This window comes from Sinomonas sp. B1-1 (assembly GCF_050474465.1).
Lineage (GTDB): Bacteria > Actinomycetota > Actinomycetes > Actinomycetales > Micrococcaceae > Sinomonas > Sinomonas flava.
On the sequence record NZ_JBCHVF010000012.1, the window covers coordinates 12,652 to 29,013 of the forward strand.

At 71.8% G+C, this 16,362-nt stretch carries 16 protein-coding genes; 7 read left to right on the forward strand and 9 right to left on the reverse strand.

Going from position 1 to position 16,362, the window contains the following annotated elements; genetic code table 11:
- Positions 1 to 9: 9 nt before the first annotated feature.
- The 5 genes from ACQ5BE_RS15335 to ACQ5BE_RS15355 form a co-directional block, all read right to left on the reverse strand.
- Positions 10 to 726, reverse strand: a complete 717-nt coding sequence (locus tag ACQ5BE_RS15335; RefSeq protein WP_430297875.1) for a tyrosine-protein phosphatase — start codon at positions 724 to 726, stop codon at positions 10 to 12.
- A gap of 29 nt (positions 727 to 755) precedes the next feature.
- The gene (locus tag ACQ5BE_RS15340; RefSeq protein WP_430297876.1) at positions 756 to 1,415 is read right to left on the reverse strand and encodes a hypothetical protein; all 660 of its coding nucleotides are present in this window, start codon (positions 1,413 to 1,415) and stop codon (positions 756 to 758) included.
- A gap of 153 nt (positions 1,416 to 1,568) precedes the next feature.
- A complete protein-coding gene (locus tag ACQ5BE_RS15345; RefSeq protein WP_430297877.1) occupies positions 1,569 to 2,438 on the reverse strand; it encodes a 3-hydroxyacyl-CoA dehydrogenase family protein in 870 nt (289 codons plus the stop codon).
- 2 nt (positions 2,439 to 2,440) lie between these two features.
- Positions 2,441 to 3,223 carry an enoyl-CoA hydratase/isomerase family protein gene (locus ACQ5BE_RS15350; protein ID WP_430297972.1) on the reverse strand — a complete coding sequence of 261 codons (783 nt, stop codon included), beginning with the start codon at positions 3,221 to 3,223 and terminating at the stop codon, positions 2,441 to 2,443.
- A gap of 54 nt (positions 3,224 to 3,277) precedes the next feature.
- Positions 3,278 to 4,504, reverse strand: coding sequence for an acetyl-CoA C-acyltransferase (locus ACQ5BE_RS15355; protein WP_430297878.1), 1,227 nt, complete (start codon positions 4,502 to 4,504; stop codon positions 3,278 to 3,280).
- Between the two features lie 158 nt (positions 4,505 to 4,662).
- Between ACQ5BE_RS15355 and ACQ5BE_RS15360 the strand changes: the two genes are divergently transcribed.
- Both ACQ5BE_RS15360 and ACQ5BE_RS15365 read left to right on the forward strand, forming a co-directional pair.
- Positions 4,663 to 5,397, forward strand: a complete 735-nt coding sequence (locus tag ACQ5BE_RS15360) for a CPBP family intramembrane glutamic endopeptidase (protein ID WP_430297879.1) — start codon at positions 4,663 to 4,665, stop codon at positions 5,395 to 5,397.
- Positions 5,398 to 5,403: 6 nt separating this feature from the next.
- Complete coding sequence (locus ACQ5BE_RS15365; RefSeq protein ID WP_430297880.1) at positions 5,404 to 6,105, forward strand: YceI family protein; 702 nt, start codon at positions 5,404 to 5,406, stop codon at positions 6,103 to 6,105.
- A 42-nt stretch (positions 6,106 to 6,147) separates the two neighbouring features.
- Here ACQ5BE_RS15365 and ACQ5BE_RS15370 read toward each other — a convergent pair whose 3' ends face one another.
- Positions 6,148 to 7,863, reverse strand: coding sequence for an ATP-binding cassette domain-containing protein (locus ACQ5BE_RS15370; RefSeq protein ID WP_430297881.1), 1,716 nt, complete (start codon positions 7,861 to 7,863; stop codon positions 6,148 to 6,150).
- Between the two features lie 132 nt (positions 7,864 to 7,995).
- Positions 7,996 to 9,432, reverse strand: a complete 1,437-nt coding sequence (locus ACQ5BE_RS15375) for a hypothetical protein (RefSeq protein WP_430297882.1) — start codon at positions 9,430 to 9,432, stop codon at positions 7,996 to 7,998.
- Between the two features lie 186 nt (positions 9,433 to 9,618).
- Here ACQ5BE_RS15375 and ACQ5BE_RS15380 point away from each other — a divergent pair, with 186 nt between their 5' ends.
- Positions 9,619 to 10,056, forward strand: a complete 438-nt coding sequence (locus ACQ5BE_RS15380) for a VOC family protein (RefSeq protein WP_430297883.1) — start codon at positions 9,619 to 9,621, stop codon at positions 10,054 to 10,056.
- Positions 10,057 to 10,111: 55 nt separating this feature from the next.
- Here the strand turns inward: ACQ5BE_RS15380 and ACQ5BE_RS15385 are convergent, their stop codons facing one another.
- On the reverse strand, positions 10,112 to 11,065 hold the full coding sequence (locus ACQ5BE_RS15385) for an L-lactate dehydrogenase (RefSeq protein ID WP_430297884.1): 954 nt from the start codon (positions 11,063 to 11,065) through the stop codon (positions 10,112 to 10,114).
- A 77-nt stretch (positions 11,066 to 11,142) separates the two neighbouring features.
- Between ACQ5BE_RS15385 and ACQ5BE_RS15390 the strand changes: the two genes are divergently transcribed.
- Genes ACQ5BE_RS15390 through ACQ5BE_RS15405 form a run of 4 tightly spaced genes read left to right on the forward strand, consistent with a single transcriptional unit; the run spans position 11,143 to position 15,985 of the window.
- Entirely contained in the window at positions 11,143 to 12,105 is a 963-nt protein-coding gene (locus ACQ5BE_RS15390; protein ID WP_430297885.1) for a 1,4-dihydroxy-2-naphthoyl-CoA synthase, read from the forward strand.
- Positions 12,106 to 12,113: 8 nt separating this feature from the next.
- Positions 12,114 to 13,286: an AMP-binding protein gene (locus tag ACQ5BE_RS15395; RefSeq protein WP_430297886.1), complete on the forward strand. Its 1,173-nt coding sequence runs from the start codon at positions 12,114 to 12,116 to the stop codon at positions 13,284 to 13,286.
- Positions 13,287 to 13,339: 53 nt separating this feature from the next.
- Positions 13,340 to 14,221: a 1,4-dihydroxy-2-naphthoate polyprenyltransferase gene (locus tag ACQ5BE_RS15400; protein ID WP_413248562.1), complete on the forward strand. Its 882-nt coding sequence runs from the start codon at positions 13,340 to 13,342 to the stop codon at positions 14,219 to 14,221.
- A 45-nt stretch (positions 14,222 to 14,266) separates the two neighbouring features.
- Complete coding sequence (locus ACQ5BE_RS15405) at positions 14,267 to 15,985, forward strand: DUF222 domain-containing protein (RefSeq protein ID WP_430297888.1); 1,719 nt, start codon at positions 14,267 to 14,269, stop codon at positions 15,983 to 15,985.
- Here the strand turns inward: ACQ5BE_RS15405 and ACQ5BE_RS15410 are convergent.
- On the reverse strand, positions 15,982 to 16,356 hold the full coding sequence (locus ACQ5BE_RS15410) for a DUF4229 domain-containing protein (protein WP_430297889.1): 375 nt from the start codon (positions 16,354 to 16,356) through the stop codon (positions 15,982 to 15,984). The genes ACQ5BE_RS15405 and ACQ5BE_RS15410 overlap by 4 nt on opposite strands.
- Positions 16,357 to 16,362 lie beyond the last annotated feature (6 nt).

Here is a 16,362-nt window from a genome sequence, read left to right on the forward strand (position 1 = left end):
ACAGCCCGACTACCCCCGCATCTTCGCGCGCACCCGCTCGATCTCCTCCGCGCTGAGGCCATGCTCGAGCAGGAACCGTTCGACGTCGAGCCCGGCCGCGAACATCGCAAGGGCCTCCTGCCTCTCGGCGATGATCGGGGCGAGCTCCGCGTCGTCGTGCCACCGCTCGTAGGGGTGCTTGACCGGGCTGATGCGGTGCCACGCGTTGATGCCGCGGACGCTCGCCTCGTACTGCTCGGCCACGGACCGGACGGCGTCCCGCCCGTCCGCGCCGGCGGCGAGCTGGAGCAGCATGGTGACGATGAGGCCGGTCCGGTCCCGTCCTGCGGAGCAGTGGAGCACGACGCCGGCCGGCGCCTGGGCGATCGCGCGGAAGACCGCGACGATCCTGTCGGGGAAGAGCCGGACAATCCCCTCATACCCCCGCGGGTGGTTGAGGTACGGCGGCATCTGGCCGCGGTACAGCTCGGCGTGCTCGGGATGGTCGGGATCCTCGGTCGGAGCACTCACGATGTCGACGCCAGCCATGGCCTCTGCGCCCACCTCGGGGTCGGTCGGGCGACGGCGCTGCTCGCCGGGGTTCCTCAGGTCGACGACGGTGAGGACGCCGTCGTCGTGCATCTGGCGCCAGCCGCGCTCGGTGAGCCATTCGCGGCGGCCCATCCGGTACACGCAGCCAGCCACACGGCGCGCGTTGACCGCGCCCTCCCAGGAGACTTCGCCCACCGGTCCAGTGTTCCACGGGCGAGGCGCACTCACGCCGTCGTGCGCGGACCCGTGGGACGGCGCAGGAGGCGCAGCGCCGCCCAGCCTGTGACAGCTGCCATGGAGACGGCCATGGCCGCAGCGCCGAGGGCGCCGATCGCGAGCACGACGACGAGCGGCTGCCCCTCGTGCCACAGCGGCGGGGCGATCGCGAAGAACGCACCGAGGCCGACCAGCCATGCCCCCGCCGTCGCGAGGATCCAGAGCCACGCGCGGGCGGTGTGGCGGCGGAGCTCCAGCCACTGGCCCGCGCCGATGGTCGCGAGCAGGGCGAACCCGAGCACGACGGCGGCTGTCAGGACGGCTGCCATCGGCCACTCCGTCCAGGCTGGGGCCGCGACGACGGGGAGCATGCCGAGTGCCCACGCGAGCATCGCGGCGGCCGCGGTGAGGACGACGAACCGCCTGCGGTTCAGGTTCGGAAGCTCTCGGGAAAGCCGCCACCCCTGCACGGCGCCGAGGACGGCCCCCTCGCCGGCGCCGGCGACGACGACGACGACGAGTGCAGCCCCCGGGAGGTCCTCGAGGCCGAGGGAGATAATGAGCGCCTCGGCAGCCGTCGGGATCAGGAAGCCGGCGAACTCGCCGAGGGCAACCCACCCGAGCCACGCGAGGAAGAACTGCCGCGGCGACTGTCCGGAAGGGAGCACCTCACCATCCTCCCGCAGAACGTGACTCCTCAACACAGGGACATGCACGGACAGGACCCCTCAACCCGGATGGGTTGCGGGGTCCTGTCCCTGCGGTTGTGGGGTCCTGTCCCTGTGTTTGCGGGGTCCTGTCCCTGCGGGGGGTGTGGGGTGTCAGTCCCAGTCGTAGAAGCCCTTGCCGCTCTTGCGGCCGAGTTCGCCGCGGGCGACCTTGTCCCGCAGGATCTGCGGGGGCGCGAAGCGGTCCCCGAGGGTGGTGTGGAGGTACTCGGCGATGCCGAGGCGGACGTCCAGGCCCACGATGTCGGTGGTCTTGAGCGGCCCAGTGGGGTGCTTGTAGCCCAGGACCATGGCGTTGTCGATGTCCTCCGGGGTCGCGACGCCCTCCTCGACCATGCGCATGGCCTCGAGCGCGATCGCCACGCCCAGACGGGAGGACGCAAAGCCGGGGGCGTCCCTGACCACGACGGCCGTCTTGCCCAGCCCGGCCACCCAGCCGCGGGCCGCGGCCTCGGCCTCCTCGGAGGTCTTCTCCGCGATGACGACCTCGATCAGGGTCGAGGCCGGGACGGGGTTGAAGAAGTGCAGGCCCAGGAACCGCTCGGGCCGGGCCAGGGACTCGGCCAGCTTGGACACTGACAGCGAGGAGGTGTTCGTGGCCAGGAACGCCCCCGGGCCCAGCTGGGCCTCCACCGCGGTCAGGGCGGTGGTCTTCAGGCCCGGGTCCTCGGGCACCGCCTCGACGACGAGGTCGCTGCCGGCGAAGTCGGCGTAGTCAAGGCTCGTGGAGAAGGATTCGAGGATCTCGTCCAGGTTCCCGTCGACGGCTCCCCGCTCGATGGACTTCGCGACTGAGGACTCGACCCGTTCCCGGGCGCCCTGGGCGGCCTGCTCGTCGCGCTCGACGACGACGACCTTCGCCCCGCTCATGAGGAACGCGTGTGCGATGCCGGCGCCCATGCGCCCGCCGCCCAGGACCCCGACGTTCGCCGGAATGCCCTGGGCCAGGTGGAGTGCTCCCATGTCTACTTCTTCCCGTCCTTCTTCTTCTCGAGGAATGCCTGCATGCGGTCGAACTTGGCCTGGGACTCGAAGAGCATGCCCTGGGCCAGGGTGTCGATGAGGGGGTGCACCTCCCGCGGGGTGTGGAACACGGCCTTGGAGATCCGCACCGCCAGCGGGTCCTGGGAGGCGATGCGGTCCGCCAGGCGGTGCGCCGCGGGGATGAGGTCCGCGGGCTCGACCAGCTCGGTGACGAGGCCCGCGGCGAGGCACTCGGAACCCTTCAGGACCTTCCCGGCCAGGAGGATCTCTTTGGCGAGGGGCTCGCCGACGAGCTCGCGCAGCCGCCATGTGGCCCCGGCCGCGGCCATGATGCCCAGCCCGGTCTCGGGGTTCCCGACGCGCAGGGACTCGGTGCCGATGCGGAAGTCCGCCGCGTAGGCCAGCTCGGCCCCGCCGCCCAGGGCGTACCCCTCCAGCGCCGCGATCACGGGCATGGGGAGCTTCGCGATGCGGTCGAACACGGTCGAGTTGATCCCGGCCAGGGCGTCGTCGCGGCGCCGCTGGCGCAGCTGGGCGATGTCCGCCCCGGAGGCGAAGATCCCCTTCGCCCCCGGCGCCTCCCCGGCGGGGGTGCCGGAGAGGATCAGGACCTTCGGGTGCGCCTCCAGATGCGCGCAGACCCGGTGGAGCTCGTCCACCATGGCCTGGTCGATCGCGTTCCTGACCTCGGGCCGGTGCAGCCGCGCGTGCAGCCGGTCGCTGCGCTCCTCGACCAGCAGCGTGGCGAACCCGGAGACGTCCAGGCGAGGGCCGTCGTCGTGCGCCTCGGTCACGCTCCCATCCAGGGTGTCCGTCACCTAGACCCCCTCGATGAGCAGCGCGGTGCCCTGGCCGACGCCCACGCACATCGTGGCGAGGCCGAGCTTGCGGCGCGCCCCGGTCAGCTCGCGGTCCATCCGGCCCAGCAGCGTCACGACGAGGCGTGAGCCCGAGGAGCCCAGCGGGTGGCCGAGAGCAATCGCGCCACCGTCATTGTTGACGATGTCGGCCTCGAGCTTGAGCTCGCGCATCACGGCCAGGGACTGGGATGCGAAGGCCTCGTTCAGCTCCACGGCGCCGAGGTCGGCGACGGAGAGGCCCTGGCGCTCGAGGACCTTCCGGGTCGCCGGGACCGGGCCCATGCCCATGATCTCGGGGGCGATGCCGGCCGAGGCCCCGTCCAGGATCCGGGCACGGGGAGTCAGGCCGTACTTCTCGACCGCGGCCTCGGAGGCCACCACGATCGCGGAGGCGCCGTCGTTCAGCGTCGAGGCGTTGCCCGCCGTGACGACCGAACCGCCCTTGACCACGGGCCGCAGCTTTGCGAGCACCTCCATCGTGGTTCCCGGGCGCGGGCCCTCGTCGGTGTCCACCACGGTCTGGGCGCCCTTGCGGCCCGTGACCGTGACGGGGACGATCTCGTCAGCGAAGCGCCCGGCCTCGATCGCGGCGATCGAACGCTCGTGGGAGCGGACGGCGAAAGCGTCGCAGTCCTCACGGGAGGTATCGAAGACGCGGGCGACCTCCTCGGCCGTCTCCGGCATGGAGAAGGTGGCCTTGCCGTCCCGGGAGAGCTCTCCCGAGAGGAAGTTCGGGTTGGTGAAGCGCCAGCCGATCGAGGTGTCGAACACCGCGCCGGGCTTGGCGAAGGCCTTGTCCGGCTTCTCCATGACCCAGGGCGCACGGCTCATCGACTCGACCCCGCCGGCCACCACGAGGTCAGCGGCACCGGCCTTGACCATGTGCGAAGCCATGATGACCGCGGACAGGCCTGAGGCACACAGCCGGTTGACCGTGATGCCGGGGACGGCGTCCGGGTACCCGGCCAGGAGCCAGGCCATCCGCGCCACGTTCCGGTTCTCCTCGCCCGCACCGTTGGCGTTGCCGAGGATGACCTCGTCTACAGCGCCCGGGTCGATCCCCGCGCGCTCGACGGCGGCACGCACCGTCAGCGCGGCGAGGTCGTCGGGACGGACGGAGGAGAGGGAACCGCCGTAGCGCCCCACCGGGGTGCGGGCGCCACCGATCAGAAAGGCCTCAGCCATGTGCACTTCCTTATGCCTAGGTCTCGCGCGGGTCGGACCGGAGCGCGCAGGGGCGCGCAAATAGTTACCGACCGTTCGTTCTATAAAGATTCTCACCCCCGGCGCTGCGGGTCAAGGCATGCCGGAACGGCGTCGGGCTTTCGTTCGTTCACCGAACGATGCTGCACCCAACCTCCACCCAGCCAGCCAAGCCGCGGCGCTTCGGCCGCTACACCGCGACGGACGCGCTCGCCGTCGTGCTCTACATCGGGCTCCCGGTCGCAGCGGCGATCCTCCCCCTCGAGCAGGTCACGGCCCTGCGCAGCAATCCGCTGGTCGGCTCGTACCTGCTCAACCTCGGCGTGTACGCGGTGGTGCTCGTCGCAGCCCTCGTTGCCGCGCGGCAGTACGTGGTGCGGGACCTGAGGATCCTCGGCACGCGGCCGTGGTTCACGCTCGGCGTCCTGCCCCTGCTGCTTGTCGCGATGCTCATCGTGACGGTCATCGTCGTGATGCTCGCCGGCGGGATCCGGGAGTCCGTGAACCAGACGGGCCTCGAGGACATGACCCGGCAGGTCCCCTGGTACCTCACCGCTCCTCTGCTCGTGCTCATCGGCCCGTTCGTCGAGGAGTACATCTTCCGGCACCTGATGATCGGCAAGCTGAGCCTCTACCTGAACCGGTGGATCTGCTACGCGCTCTCGGCGGTGCTCTTCGCGGCCCTCCACATCGCCGGGAGGGAGGACATCACGTTCCAGTCGCTCGCACCGTACCTTGGTCTAGGCCTTGTCCTCGTGTTCGCGTACGCGTGGACGGCCAACAACCTGATGTTCAGCTACTTCCTGCACGCCTTGAAGAACCTGCTGTCCGTGGTGGTCATGTACACCGTGGACATCAGTTCCCTGACCCCCTAGGACCCTGTGAGCAAGCGCAGACTCTGGATCGTCGTCGGCCTCTTCGTCATCGTCTTCGGCATCGTCGCCGCCGCCGCGGGACCCCGCCTCTACGCCGCGGCCCAGCCGGAGGCCCGGGATCCGCTCAGCGTCACGGCGGCAGCCCCGCCGTCGTCCGCCTCCCCGGGCACGACGTCGCGCCCGGCCACCGCGGACAACGGCGCCTGGACCGTGGGGGCAGGTTCACAGGCCGGGTACCGCATCCGCGAGGTCCTCAATGGGGCAGACGTGACCGTCGTCGGCCGGACGGACAAGGTCACCGGCTCGGCGATGGTGGCGGACGGGAAGCTGACGGCGGCCACCATCGCGGCGGACGCGGCGAGCATCGCCACCGACAACAGCGGCCGCGACAACTACTTCCGCTTCACCGTCATGGCCGCCGGGAAGTACCCGAACGCGACCTTCACCCTCACCGGCCCCGTCACGCTGCCGGAGATCGGCGCCTCGCCTGTCGAGGTCACGGCACCGGGGACGCTGGAGCTCGCCGGGAAGAAGCGCGACGTCACCGTCACGCTGAAGGTGGTGCGGGACGGCGATCGGGTCTCGGCGTCTGGGTCCATCCCCATCGCCGTGCGGGACTACGGCATTGACCCGCCGAACCTCGGCTTCGTCAAGGTCGAGGACACCGGGCAGGTCGAGTTCCTGGTGAACCTGACCCAGGGCCGCTGACCCCACCCATCCAGGGCCCCTCACTTCAGGGGCTGAGCCGCGCTAGTGGTGTGCGTGCAGTCTGCCCCGTGCGCCCAACGGGTCAAGGGCGAGCCTCCGGCTCCGCCCACCGCCAGCCTGCCCACCGCCGACCTGCTCGTCCAGCGCCGAGAACCAGCGGGCGAGCGCCCGGTCGTGGCTCGCCACCACGAGCGTGCCCCGGTACCGCGTCAGTGCCTCCTCGAGCTCGCTCACGAGCAGGGGCGCGAGGTGGTTCGTGGGCTCGTCGAGGAGCAGGAGCTCCGCCCTGCCCGCCAGGAGCCGGGCGAGGGCAAGCCTGCGGTACTGGCCCGCGGAGAGCGAGCCCACGGGCACGAAGAAGTCCTCGACCCGGAACAGCCCCGTGTGCATGAGGGCCTCGGCGTGGTCGTCGAGGTCGCCGGGCAGGCCAGCGGCGTACGCGGCGAGCAGCCGCACGTGGGGGTCCCGCGGCGGCGGGACCTCCTGCGGCAGGATGCCCACCGCGGCCGGCCGCTCGCTCGACGCCGACACCTCCACCGTGCCCTCGTGCCGGACGGCCCCGGCCAGCACGCCCAGCAGGGTCGACTTCCCCGCGCCGTTGGGCCCGGTCACCAGCAGCCGCTCCCCTGGGCCGAGGCGGCAGTCCACGGGCGAGAGCCGCCCCGGCACCGAGACGGCGCCCAGCGTGACCGCAGCGCCAGTCTCGACCTCGAAGGCCGCGGCGAGGTGCAGCGGGCGGGGCGGAGGCGGCACGGGGGCGGCTTCGAGCCGGCGAAGCCGTTCGCGGGCGGACCGGATCTGGCTCTCGACCGCGGCCGAGACACGCTGTCCGAAGTAGTTGAACCCGGACTTGTCGTTGTCGGTGCGACGCCCGTAGGCGACGCGATCGGTCACGGCTGCGGCCTTCCCACGCTCGCGCTCCTTGGCCGCGATCCACGCCGCGTACCGGCGCTCCCACTCGCGCCGTTCGCGGGCCTTCTCGGCGCGGTAGCCGGCGTACCCGGCGCCGTAGCGCCGCACGGCGCGGCGGTCGGCGTCGACCTCGAGGATCACGCGGGCGAACCGCTCGAGGAAGTCGCGGTCGTGCGACACAGCGACCACAATCCCCGCGCGCGCGGCCACTTCGGCCTCGAGCCAGGCGAGGGCCTCGGCGTCAAGGTGGTTGGTGGGCTCGTCGAGGAGCAGGATGGGTGCCGGATCCGCAAGCGCGAGAGCGAGGGCCACCCGTTCGGCCTCCCCGCCGGACAGGCTGCCGAGGGGGCGGTCACGCGCCTCGCGGGCCAGATGGCCTACGCCGAGGCGTTCCAGGGCGATCGCCGCCGCGACCTCCGCGCGCACGACGGCGCTGCCCGCCTCGTCCGTGTCGGCCTCCGGGTCGTCCTGCTCGCCGCGCTCGGCGGCCTCGAGCTCCGCGACCCGCTCCGCGGCGGCGGCGAGGAGATCGCCGAGGGGCGTGGCGGCGTCGTGCGTCTGGGCGAGCCGCGAGGTCCGGCCGTGGACGGTGACGGTCCCCGATTCGGGCTCCTCGTGCCCCGCGAGGAGGCGCAGGAGCGTCGACTTGCCGGCGCCGTTCTCGCCCACGACGGCGATCCGCTCGCCGTCGGCAATGACAAGGTCCACGTGGTCGAGGAGGAGGCGGTCGCCGTAGCCGTGGCTCACGCCGGAGGCGGTGATGTGGATGGAGCGGCTGGACGCCGGGCCGGCGTGCTCACGTGACTCGTGCCGGCTGGACTGGAAACGGTTGAGGGGTGCATGCATGGCTGGCCTCGCTTCGGCGGCTCGCGGGCGCAGACAGGTGCCCGGGCGGACTGGGGGACGGGAAGCGGTCAGCGGAGCATGCCTTCAAGAGTCCCGGGCGGTAGGCGGGGTGTCAAGGGCGGTCGAGGGCGTTCAGAGTCCGGCCTTCGCGAAGACCTGGTTGATGAGCGCCGTCAGGGCGTCGGCGGCGGGCTGGACCTCAGCGTCCGACCGCACGAGGTCAGTCGCCTCCACTGTCAGGGTTCCCCGGCGGGCTCCGACGCTGAGGTGCTTCTCCCCGGTTCCGTCCGAGAGCTCGTGGACGACCGAGTAGGCCGCATCTCCGCCCGGAGCTCCGGACAGTTGCCGCAGTGAGGACCACGGCCGGCCTTGCACGCCTCCGAGGGCATTCTCAGTGATCGACTGGCAGTCCCGCAGGCTCGCGGCGCGCGCATCGAAGGGGTACGGCTGCGCGACGGAGTCGGCCATGCTGATCACCGTGATGCTGGTGTAGGACTTCGCGGCCGCTCCGGAGAACTGCGCCTGCGCCATCGAGGAGCCGGCGAGCGCACCGAAGTACGCGGCGTCGTCGTAGGTGCAGGTGGCTGCGGCGGGCGTCGTGCCCGAGGACCTGATGAGCTGGGCCTGGAGCATCGGCGTGCTCCCGCCCGGACCCGTCACACCCTGGATCAGGGCGGCGAGCTGCTCGGGCGTGCGGGAGTTCGGTGCCGGCGGAGTCACCGTCGGCGCGTTGTTGGCGGCCTGGTCGATGAGCTCCCGGGCGATGGCGGCCATGGACCCCAGTGCAGGCTGGGCATCGGCATCCGACGCGACCGACAGCGAGAGGCTCACGGAGAGTGTCCCGGCCAGCACTCTGAGACCCGTCCCTCCTTGGTCCCCGGGGTTCCGCGGTTTCGCAGTCTGCAGGGTGGCGACGGCCTTCTCCCCGATCTGGGGCGGCGGCAGCAGCTGGACCGTGGAGGCCCACGTGTTCGAGCGTTCGGTGTACGCGACGTCGAAGGTGCCACAGCGGGACGCCAGCCCGTCATCGTAGGCGAACTGGGACCCCCTGAGCGCGTCACCGGCCGCGCTGCGGACCGTGAACATCACGGTCGAGGTCGGACCGCCCGACCCGCCCTCGAGGGGGAGGGCGCCCATCGCGAAGCTCACGCTCTTGTCCCCAGCCGTCTCCTCGGGGCTCTTCTCCAGAAAGACCTGGCACTCGCTCGGCGCCGCAACCGCTGTCTGAGCAGAGCCTGAGTTGGCCGTGAACGCGATACGGAGCCGCTGGGTGTCCTGGGCGCCGTAGGGGACGCCTCGCTTCTGGGCGACGCCGTTGACCACGGCCATGAGCTCCTCATCGGTGAACACCTTGGTGGGCATCCCGGATGGCGCTGCCGTGGCGGACCCAGCGCTGCTCGGCGTCGGACTGCCGGAAGGCGCCGGTCCTCCGGCCTGCGGGGAGCAGGCAGCGAGTGTCAGGGCTGCTGCAGCGAGGGCCGCCGCCCAGGGGAGGGTCCTGCTGCTCCTGCGGTCCTGCCCTGGGCGTGCGCGGTCCACGCGGTGGCTTTCCTTCGCGGATGCGGACATGACCGTTCTCCTGCCTGCTCGGGCTCCCAGTGTGTCGGGCACCGGGACGACTGCGTAGAGGACTTCGTCCCGTCCGAGTCTCGGGTCGGCGTAGGCCGGCCGGCGGCGGGGCGCCCGCCTCGGCTGCGGACGCCACCTGTCCGCTACCGCCTTCCGCCACGGCGGCGCCGCCCCTAGCGTTGGGGCATGGCATACAGGTTCCAGGTAGTCGTGGACAGCCGTGATCCCCACGCGCAGGCAGACTGGTGGGCCGAGACGCTCGGCTGGGCGGTCGAGCCGAGCGATGAGGACTTCATCCGCCGCATGGTCGAGCAGGGCTACGCCACCGAAGCCGAGACGACCACCCACAACGGCGTCCTCGTCTGGGCATCGGCCCAGGCGATCTGCCCGCCGGATCAGGTCGGCCAGCAGGGCCGGCAGCGGTTCCTCTTCCAGACCGTGCCCGAGGGCAAGACAGTCAAGAACCGCGTCCACTGGGACGTCCGTCTCGACGGCGACGACAAGGACGAGGTGCGTGCCACGCTCGAGGCCCGCGGCGCCACCTTCCTCTGGAAGGGCAGCGAGGGCCCGAACTGGTGGTACACGATGGCGGACCCGGAGGGCAACGAGTTCTGCATCTCGTGAGCCGGGCCGGCCGGCGGCGGCCCTCAGTGGCCGCGGCCCGCCCCGAGCCCCGCAGTCAGTAGCCCAGCGACCTCGCCGAGGCCCGCAGCGCCTCGGCCGAGCGCGCGAGCCGCGCCAGCTCGCCGTCGTCCATCGGGACCTCGAGGACGCGCCGCACTCCCCCGGCACCGACTACCGACGGGAGGCTCAGCGCCACCCCGTCGATCCCGTGCTGCCCGGACAGGACCGTGGAGACCGGCAGGACGGCGTCCTCCCGTCCGAGGACCGCCTCCACGATGCGCGCCGCCGAGAGCCCGATGGCGTAGTTCGTGGCCCCCTTGCCCTCGATCACGCGGTAGGCGGCTGTGCGCACCTGCTGCGCGAGCTCCTCCAAGGCCTCGGGGCTGAAGGCCTTCCCGCCGCCGTCGGCTGCCCAGTCGCGCAACGGGACGCCGCCGATGGTCGCGCAGGCCCAGAGCGGGAACTCCGTGTCGCCGTGCTCGCCGACGATGTACGCGTGCACCGAGGACCGCGAGACCCCGACCCGCTCGCCGAGGAGCCAGCGGAGCCTCGATGTGTCCAGCACGGTCCCCGACGCGAAGACCCGTCCAGCCGGAAGCCCGGCGATCCGCTGCGCGACGACCGTCAGCACGTCGCACGGGTTGGTCACGAGGACGAACACCGCCTCGGGTGAGTGCTCGAGGAGCTGCGGCATCAGGGCCTCGAGGATGCGGGCGTTGGTGCCGGCGAGCTCGAGGCGGGTCTGGCCCGGCTTCTGCTTGGCGCCGGCGGTGATCACGACGACGTCGGCCCCCGCCGTGAGCGAGATGTCGGTCCCGCCGGTGATGCTCGAGGCGCCGGTGAACTGGGTGCCGTGGGCGAGGTCGAGCACCTCGGCATCCACCTTGGCCTGGTCGATGTCGTAGAGCACGACATCGCGCGCCGAGCCGCGGATCAACGCGGCGTAGGCGGTCGAGCTGCCCACCGCCCCGGCACCGACCACCACGAGTTTCCCTGCCTGTGCAGCCATCCCAGCCCCCTGGGGTCCGTGGCCGCCCGTGCGGCCGACTGAGGCCAGCGTAGCGGCCCGGACTAGACTCTCCTCATGTGACCACCTCCGCCGTTCCCGCCCTGCCCGAGAAAGTCTCCGACACCTTCGACCCGACGCACTGGCGGGTTGTCGAGGGCTTCGAGTTCGAGGACCTCACGTACCACCGCCAGGTCGAGCGGGACGCGAGCGGCGCCGTCGTGCGCGACCTCCCCACCGTGCGGATCGCCTTCAACCGGCCCGAGGTGCGCAACGCCTTCCGCCCGGGCACCGTGGACGAGCTGTACCGTGCGATGGACCACGCGCGCATGACGCCCGACGTCGCAACCGTGCTCCTGACCGGCAACGGCCCCTCCCCCAAGGACGGCGGCCACGCATTCTGCTCGGGCGGGGACCAGCGGATCCGCGGCCGCGAGGGCTACAAGTACGCCTCCGGCGACACCGCCGAGACCATCGACCCGGCGCGCGCCGGCCGCCTGCACATCCTCGAGGTGCAGCGCCTCATGCGGACCATGCCCAAGGTGGTCATCGCGGTCGTGAACGGATGGGCGGCCGGCGGCGGGCATTCGCTGCACGTCGTCGCCGACCTCACGATCGCGAGCCGCGAGCACGGGAAGTTCAAGCAGACCGACGCGACGGTCGGCTCGTTCGACGCCGGGTACGGCTCGGCGCTGCTGGCCCGCCAGATCGGGCAGAAGCGCGCGCGGGAGATCTTCTTCCTCGCCCGCGAGTACTCGGCCGAGGACATGGTCGCGATGGGCGCCGTGAACGAGGCCGTGGACCACGCGCGGCTCGAGGAGGTCGCCCTCGGGTACGCGGCGGACATCGCACGCCAGTCCCCGCAGGCGATCCGCATGCTCAAGTTCGCGTTCAACCTCGCCGACGACGGCCTCGCCGGGCAGCAGGTGTTCGCCGGAGAGGCCACGCGCATGGCCTACATGACGGACGAGGCCGTCGAGGGCCGGGACGCGTTCCTGCAGAAGCGCGACCCCGACTGGTCCCCCTTCCCGTACTACTTCTGAGGCGCACCGTGAACCTGGACCCTGTGCTCAAGGCGCTCGCCGCCGCGCTCGCCGGCGAAGGGCCTGCTGTGGAGTTCGGCCCCTCGGGCCGTCACGACCCGGCAGCGCACGACGCCGCGTGGCGGCTCTGGCGCCCCACGGAGGCCGCCGCCGACCTCCCCGAGGGGACGGCCGTCGTCGTGCGCACCTCTGGCTCGACGGGGGCACCGAAGGCAACGGCCCTGACCGTCGACGCGCTCGCGGCCTCCTCGATGGCCACGGCGATCCGGCTCAGGGGCGAGGGGCAGTGGCTCCTCGCGCTTCCCCTCGAGTACGTGGCAGGGGTCCAGGTGCTCGTGCGGTCGCTGTTCGCCGGGACCCGGCCGTGGGCCATGGACCTCACCGGCGGATTCAGCCCCGACGCCTTCGCGAACGCCGCCGCGGGCCTCACCGACCCGATCCGCTACACCTCGCTCGTCCCGACGCAGCTCCGCCGCCTGCTCGAGGACGGCACGCCGCGTGTCCTCGCCGCCCTGCGCCGCTTCAACGCGGTACTGCTCGGCGGCGCGGCCATCCCGCCGGGGCTCCTGGACACGGCGCGCGAGGCCGGCGTGAGGGTCGTGACGACGTACGGCTCGGCGGAGACCTGCGGGGGCTGCGTGTACGACGGCGAGCCGCTCGAGGGCGTCGAGGTCCAGCTCGTCGACGGACGCGTGTGGCTCGGAGGAGCGGTCGTCGCGGCGGGGTACGTGGGCGACCCGGAGCGCACGGCGGAGCACTTCCGCACCGACGACGGCGGCACTCGCTGGTACGTGAGCTCGGATCTGGGCGAAGTGGACGGCCATGGCCGCCTCCACATCCTCGGCCGCGCGGACGACGTCGTGATCACCGGCGGTGTCAAGGCCTCCGCCGCGCGCGTGGCGGCCGAGCTCGAGGCGCTCGACGCCGTGCGCGAGGCCTTCGTCGCAGGGGTGGACGACGCCGAGTGGGGCCAGGCGCTCGCCGCGGCAGTCGTGCTCCAGCCGGGCGCGGAGGGTGCGCCCGAGGCGGCCCTCGAGGCGGTACAGGGCGCCGCCGTCGTGCGCCTGGGCCGGCTCGCGCCGAAGACATGGCTCGTGCTCGCCGAGATCCCGCTCCTGCCCAACGGCAAGCCGGACCGGCAGGCCATCGCCGAGCTCCTCCGGGCGGAGCACCGGGCATGAGGCGCGCCTCCGTCCCCGCACCCATCACCGACCAACTGCAGAGGATTCAACCCGTGGCAACACTCGCCCAATGGATCGCCGGGTCCCGGCCGCGCACGCTGCCGATGGCGGTAGCGCCCGTCGTGATCGGCAGTGCGGCCGCCTTCGGCCTGGGCGAGTTCAAGCCGGTCAACGCCGTCCTCGCCGCCCTCGTGGCGCTCCTGCTCCAGGTCGGCGTCAACTACGCCAACGACTACTCCGACGGGATCCGCGGCACCGACGACAACCGTGTGGGCCCCTTCCGGCTCACCGGGTCAAAGGCCGCCGAGCCGGCACAGGTCAAGCGCGCAGCGTTCATCGCGTTCGGCGCGGCGATGGTCTTCGGGCTGTTCCTCGTGGTCCTGTCCCAGACGTGGTGGCTCCTGCTCGTGGGCCTCGGCTGCGTCGCGGCGGCCTGGGGGTACACCGGCGGGAAGAACCCGTACGGCTACCTCGGCCTCGGGGACGTGTTCGTGTTCGTGTTCTTCGGCCTCGTCGCGACGCTCGGCACCACGTACACGCAGGCGCTGACCCTCAGCCCGTCGGCGTGGATCGGTGCGGTCGGCACGGGGCTCATCGCGGACGCCCTCCTCATGGCCAACAACGTCCGGGACATCCCGACGGACCGCGTCTCCGGCAAGCGGACCCTCGCGGTGCGCCTGGGCGACTACCGGTCGCGGCGGGCGTACGTCGGGATGCTCGGCGTGGCGGTGCTGTCCTCCCTCCTGCTCGTGCCGTGGAACCCGTGGATGCTCATGGTCCTTCTGCTCGTCCCGGCCTGCCTCACTCCCGCGTGGCTGATGCTCGGCGGGAAGAAGGGGCCGCGCCTCATCCCGGTCCTCCAGCAGACCGGCTTCATCAACCTCGGCTACGCCGCGCTGTTCTCCCTCGCCATCGTCCTGGGGACGGTCTTCTAGCCTGTTCCAGTGAAAACTGTCGTAGCCCTGTTCTAGCCTTGGATCATGGATGGGGAACGCAGGTTCGAGGTGTCGGGGAGGGCTTCATCGGCCCGGCCGTGGTGGCTTGAGCTCGAGCTCGCCGACATCCGCGAGTCGGAGGCCGCGTGGGCCAGCGCCAACGCTTCCACACCGCCGGAACCGGAGCCTTGGATGCTCCGGGAATGGCAACTGCTCGACGATCCCCGGAGCCGACGCGTCAGGGCGCCGAGCCTCGACGAGTCATTCCTCGACCTCGTCGCAGAGGAGGGTGGCGACGGCGGTGACGACTTCGGTGACGACTGCGATAGCAGCGGCGGCACGGACGGCTTCCCGCTCCCGCCTCCTGAGGCAGTTGTCGTGGGACTGCAGGACGAGGCTGCCGATCTCCTGGTCGCCCGCATCGAGCGGCTGGACCGGGAGGAGTCGGCGCGCTCGGCCGAGCTCGCCGCGACCTTGGCCGCCCTCGTCCAATGCCTCGGCGGGACCTCAGAGGACCCCTTCCGTCGGCTCGACGCACCCACACTCGCCAGCGGCGAGGTCTCCGCGGCGCTCCGGGTCTCCGCCCGCTCAGCCAAGGCCATGGTCCACGAGGCCCTCGAATTGACCCGCGGCGCCTGGGCACCGGTCTTGGAAGCCATGTCCGCCGGGCGCATCCCGCACCGTCGTGTCCGTACGATCCTTGACGCCGCCGTGCCGGTTCCGGCGCAGAGGCTCGCCGCTTTCGCCGCCGAGGCGGCGGTCCTTGCCGGCCCCTCCCGCCCTGACGGGACTGTGGACACGGACAGCCTGCCGAGCCCCGGAGCATTGGGCAGGCGTCTGCGCCGGCTCGCCGAGAAGCACACCGCTGAGCCCCTCGCTGCCCGGAAGGCCGCAGCGCTGGAGCGCCGCACGGTGGACATCGAACCGGCCGGAGACGGCATGTGCTGGCTCACCGCCTACCTGCCCCTTGAAGCGGCCGCTGCCATCGACACACGCCTCGAGGCCATTGCCCGCTCGCTCGCCTCGCCGCGTGACGGCCGAACCGTGGCTCAGCGCCGGGCCGACGTCTTCGCCGACCTCCTCACCGACGGAGTGCCGGAGAGCGGCCCCGCCACCGGCACGCGCACCGAGGTGATCGTGACCATCCCGGCGCGCGTGCTTGCGGGTACCCTCCCGACGGCCGGAAGCACCGACAGTGGAGCCCGGGAGGCGAAGGGGCGCGGAGAACAGGCTCGCGACGACGTCGCAGAAGTCCTCGGCTACGGAGACATCGATGCCGAAGCCGCCCGGCTCCTCGCCGCCCACGCCTCGACCTGGACGTGCATGTGGGTCGATCCGGCCAGCGGCGCGCCGCTCGCCGTCGGGCGTCGACGGTACACGCCGACAGCAGCAATGCGTCGCTTCCTGGGCGCACGAGACTGCACGTGCCGCTTCCCCGGCTGCGACAAGCCCGGGGCTGCCGCCGAGGCGGACCACACGCGCGACTGGTCCACGGGCGGTCCGACGAGCACAGACAATCTCGCCCTGCTCTGTCCGGAACATCACCGGCTCAAGACGCTCGGCTACTGGACAGCGAAACAGGTCGGCCGGGGCGGTGAGCCGCGACGAGACTCCGCGACGACGGCAGCCGATGGGCGCGTGAGCGCCGGCGTCGCGGCAACGCGCGGGGCTCGGGGTGAGCCTCCGGGAACGATCGAGTGGACGTCGCCCACGGGTCGGCGCTACCTCACCCGCCCCGAGGCGGATCCGCCGCCGCCCTTCTAGCGGGGCCCCTGCTCGTCGTTGCCGTCGTCCGCGCGCGGCTGCCTGCGCTCCGAGGTGTCCGAAGTCTGGCCGTCGTGGCCGCGCGTCTGGGGACCCGATTCCTGGGCGCGCAGGGCCTCATCGACGGCGTCCTCCGCCTCGGCGTCCTCCACTTCGCGCTTCGTGCGTGCCTGCTTCCGGCCGCCGAACACGTCACGCACCTCGGCGGCTGCCGCGTCGCGCTGTTTGTAGAGGAACAGGTAGTTGATCCCGAACGCAATCAGGACGGCGAACACCGCCGAGAAGATGGGACCGACCCCCAAGGCCATGCACACAGCGAACGGGACGACGAACAGGACGGTGCGGATCAGGAAGTACTTGAGGGATGCCACTGGACG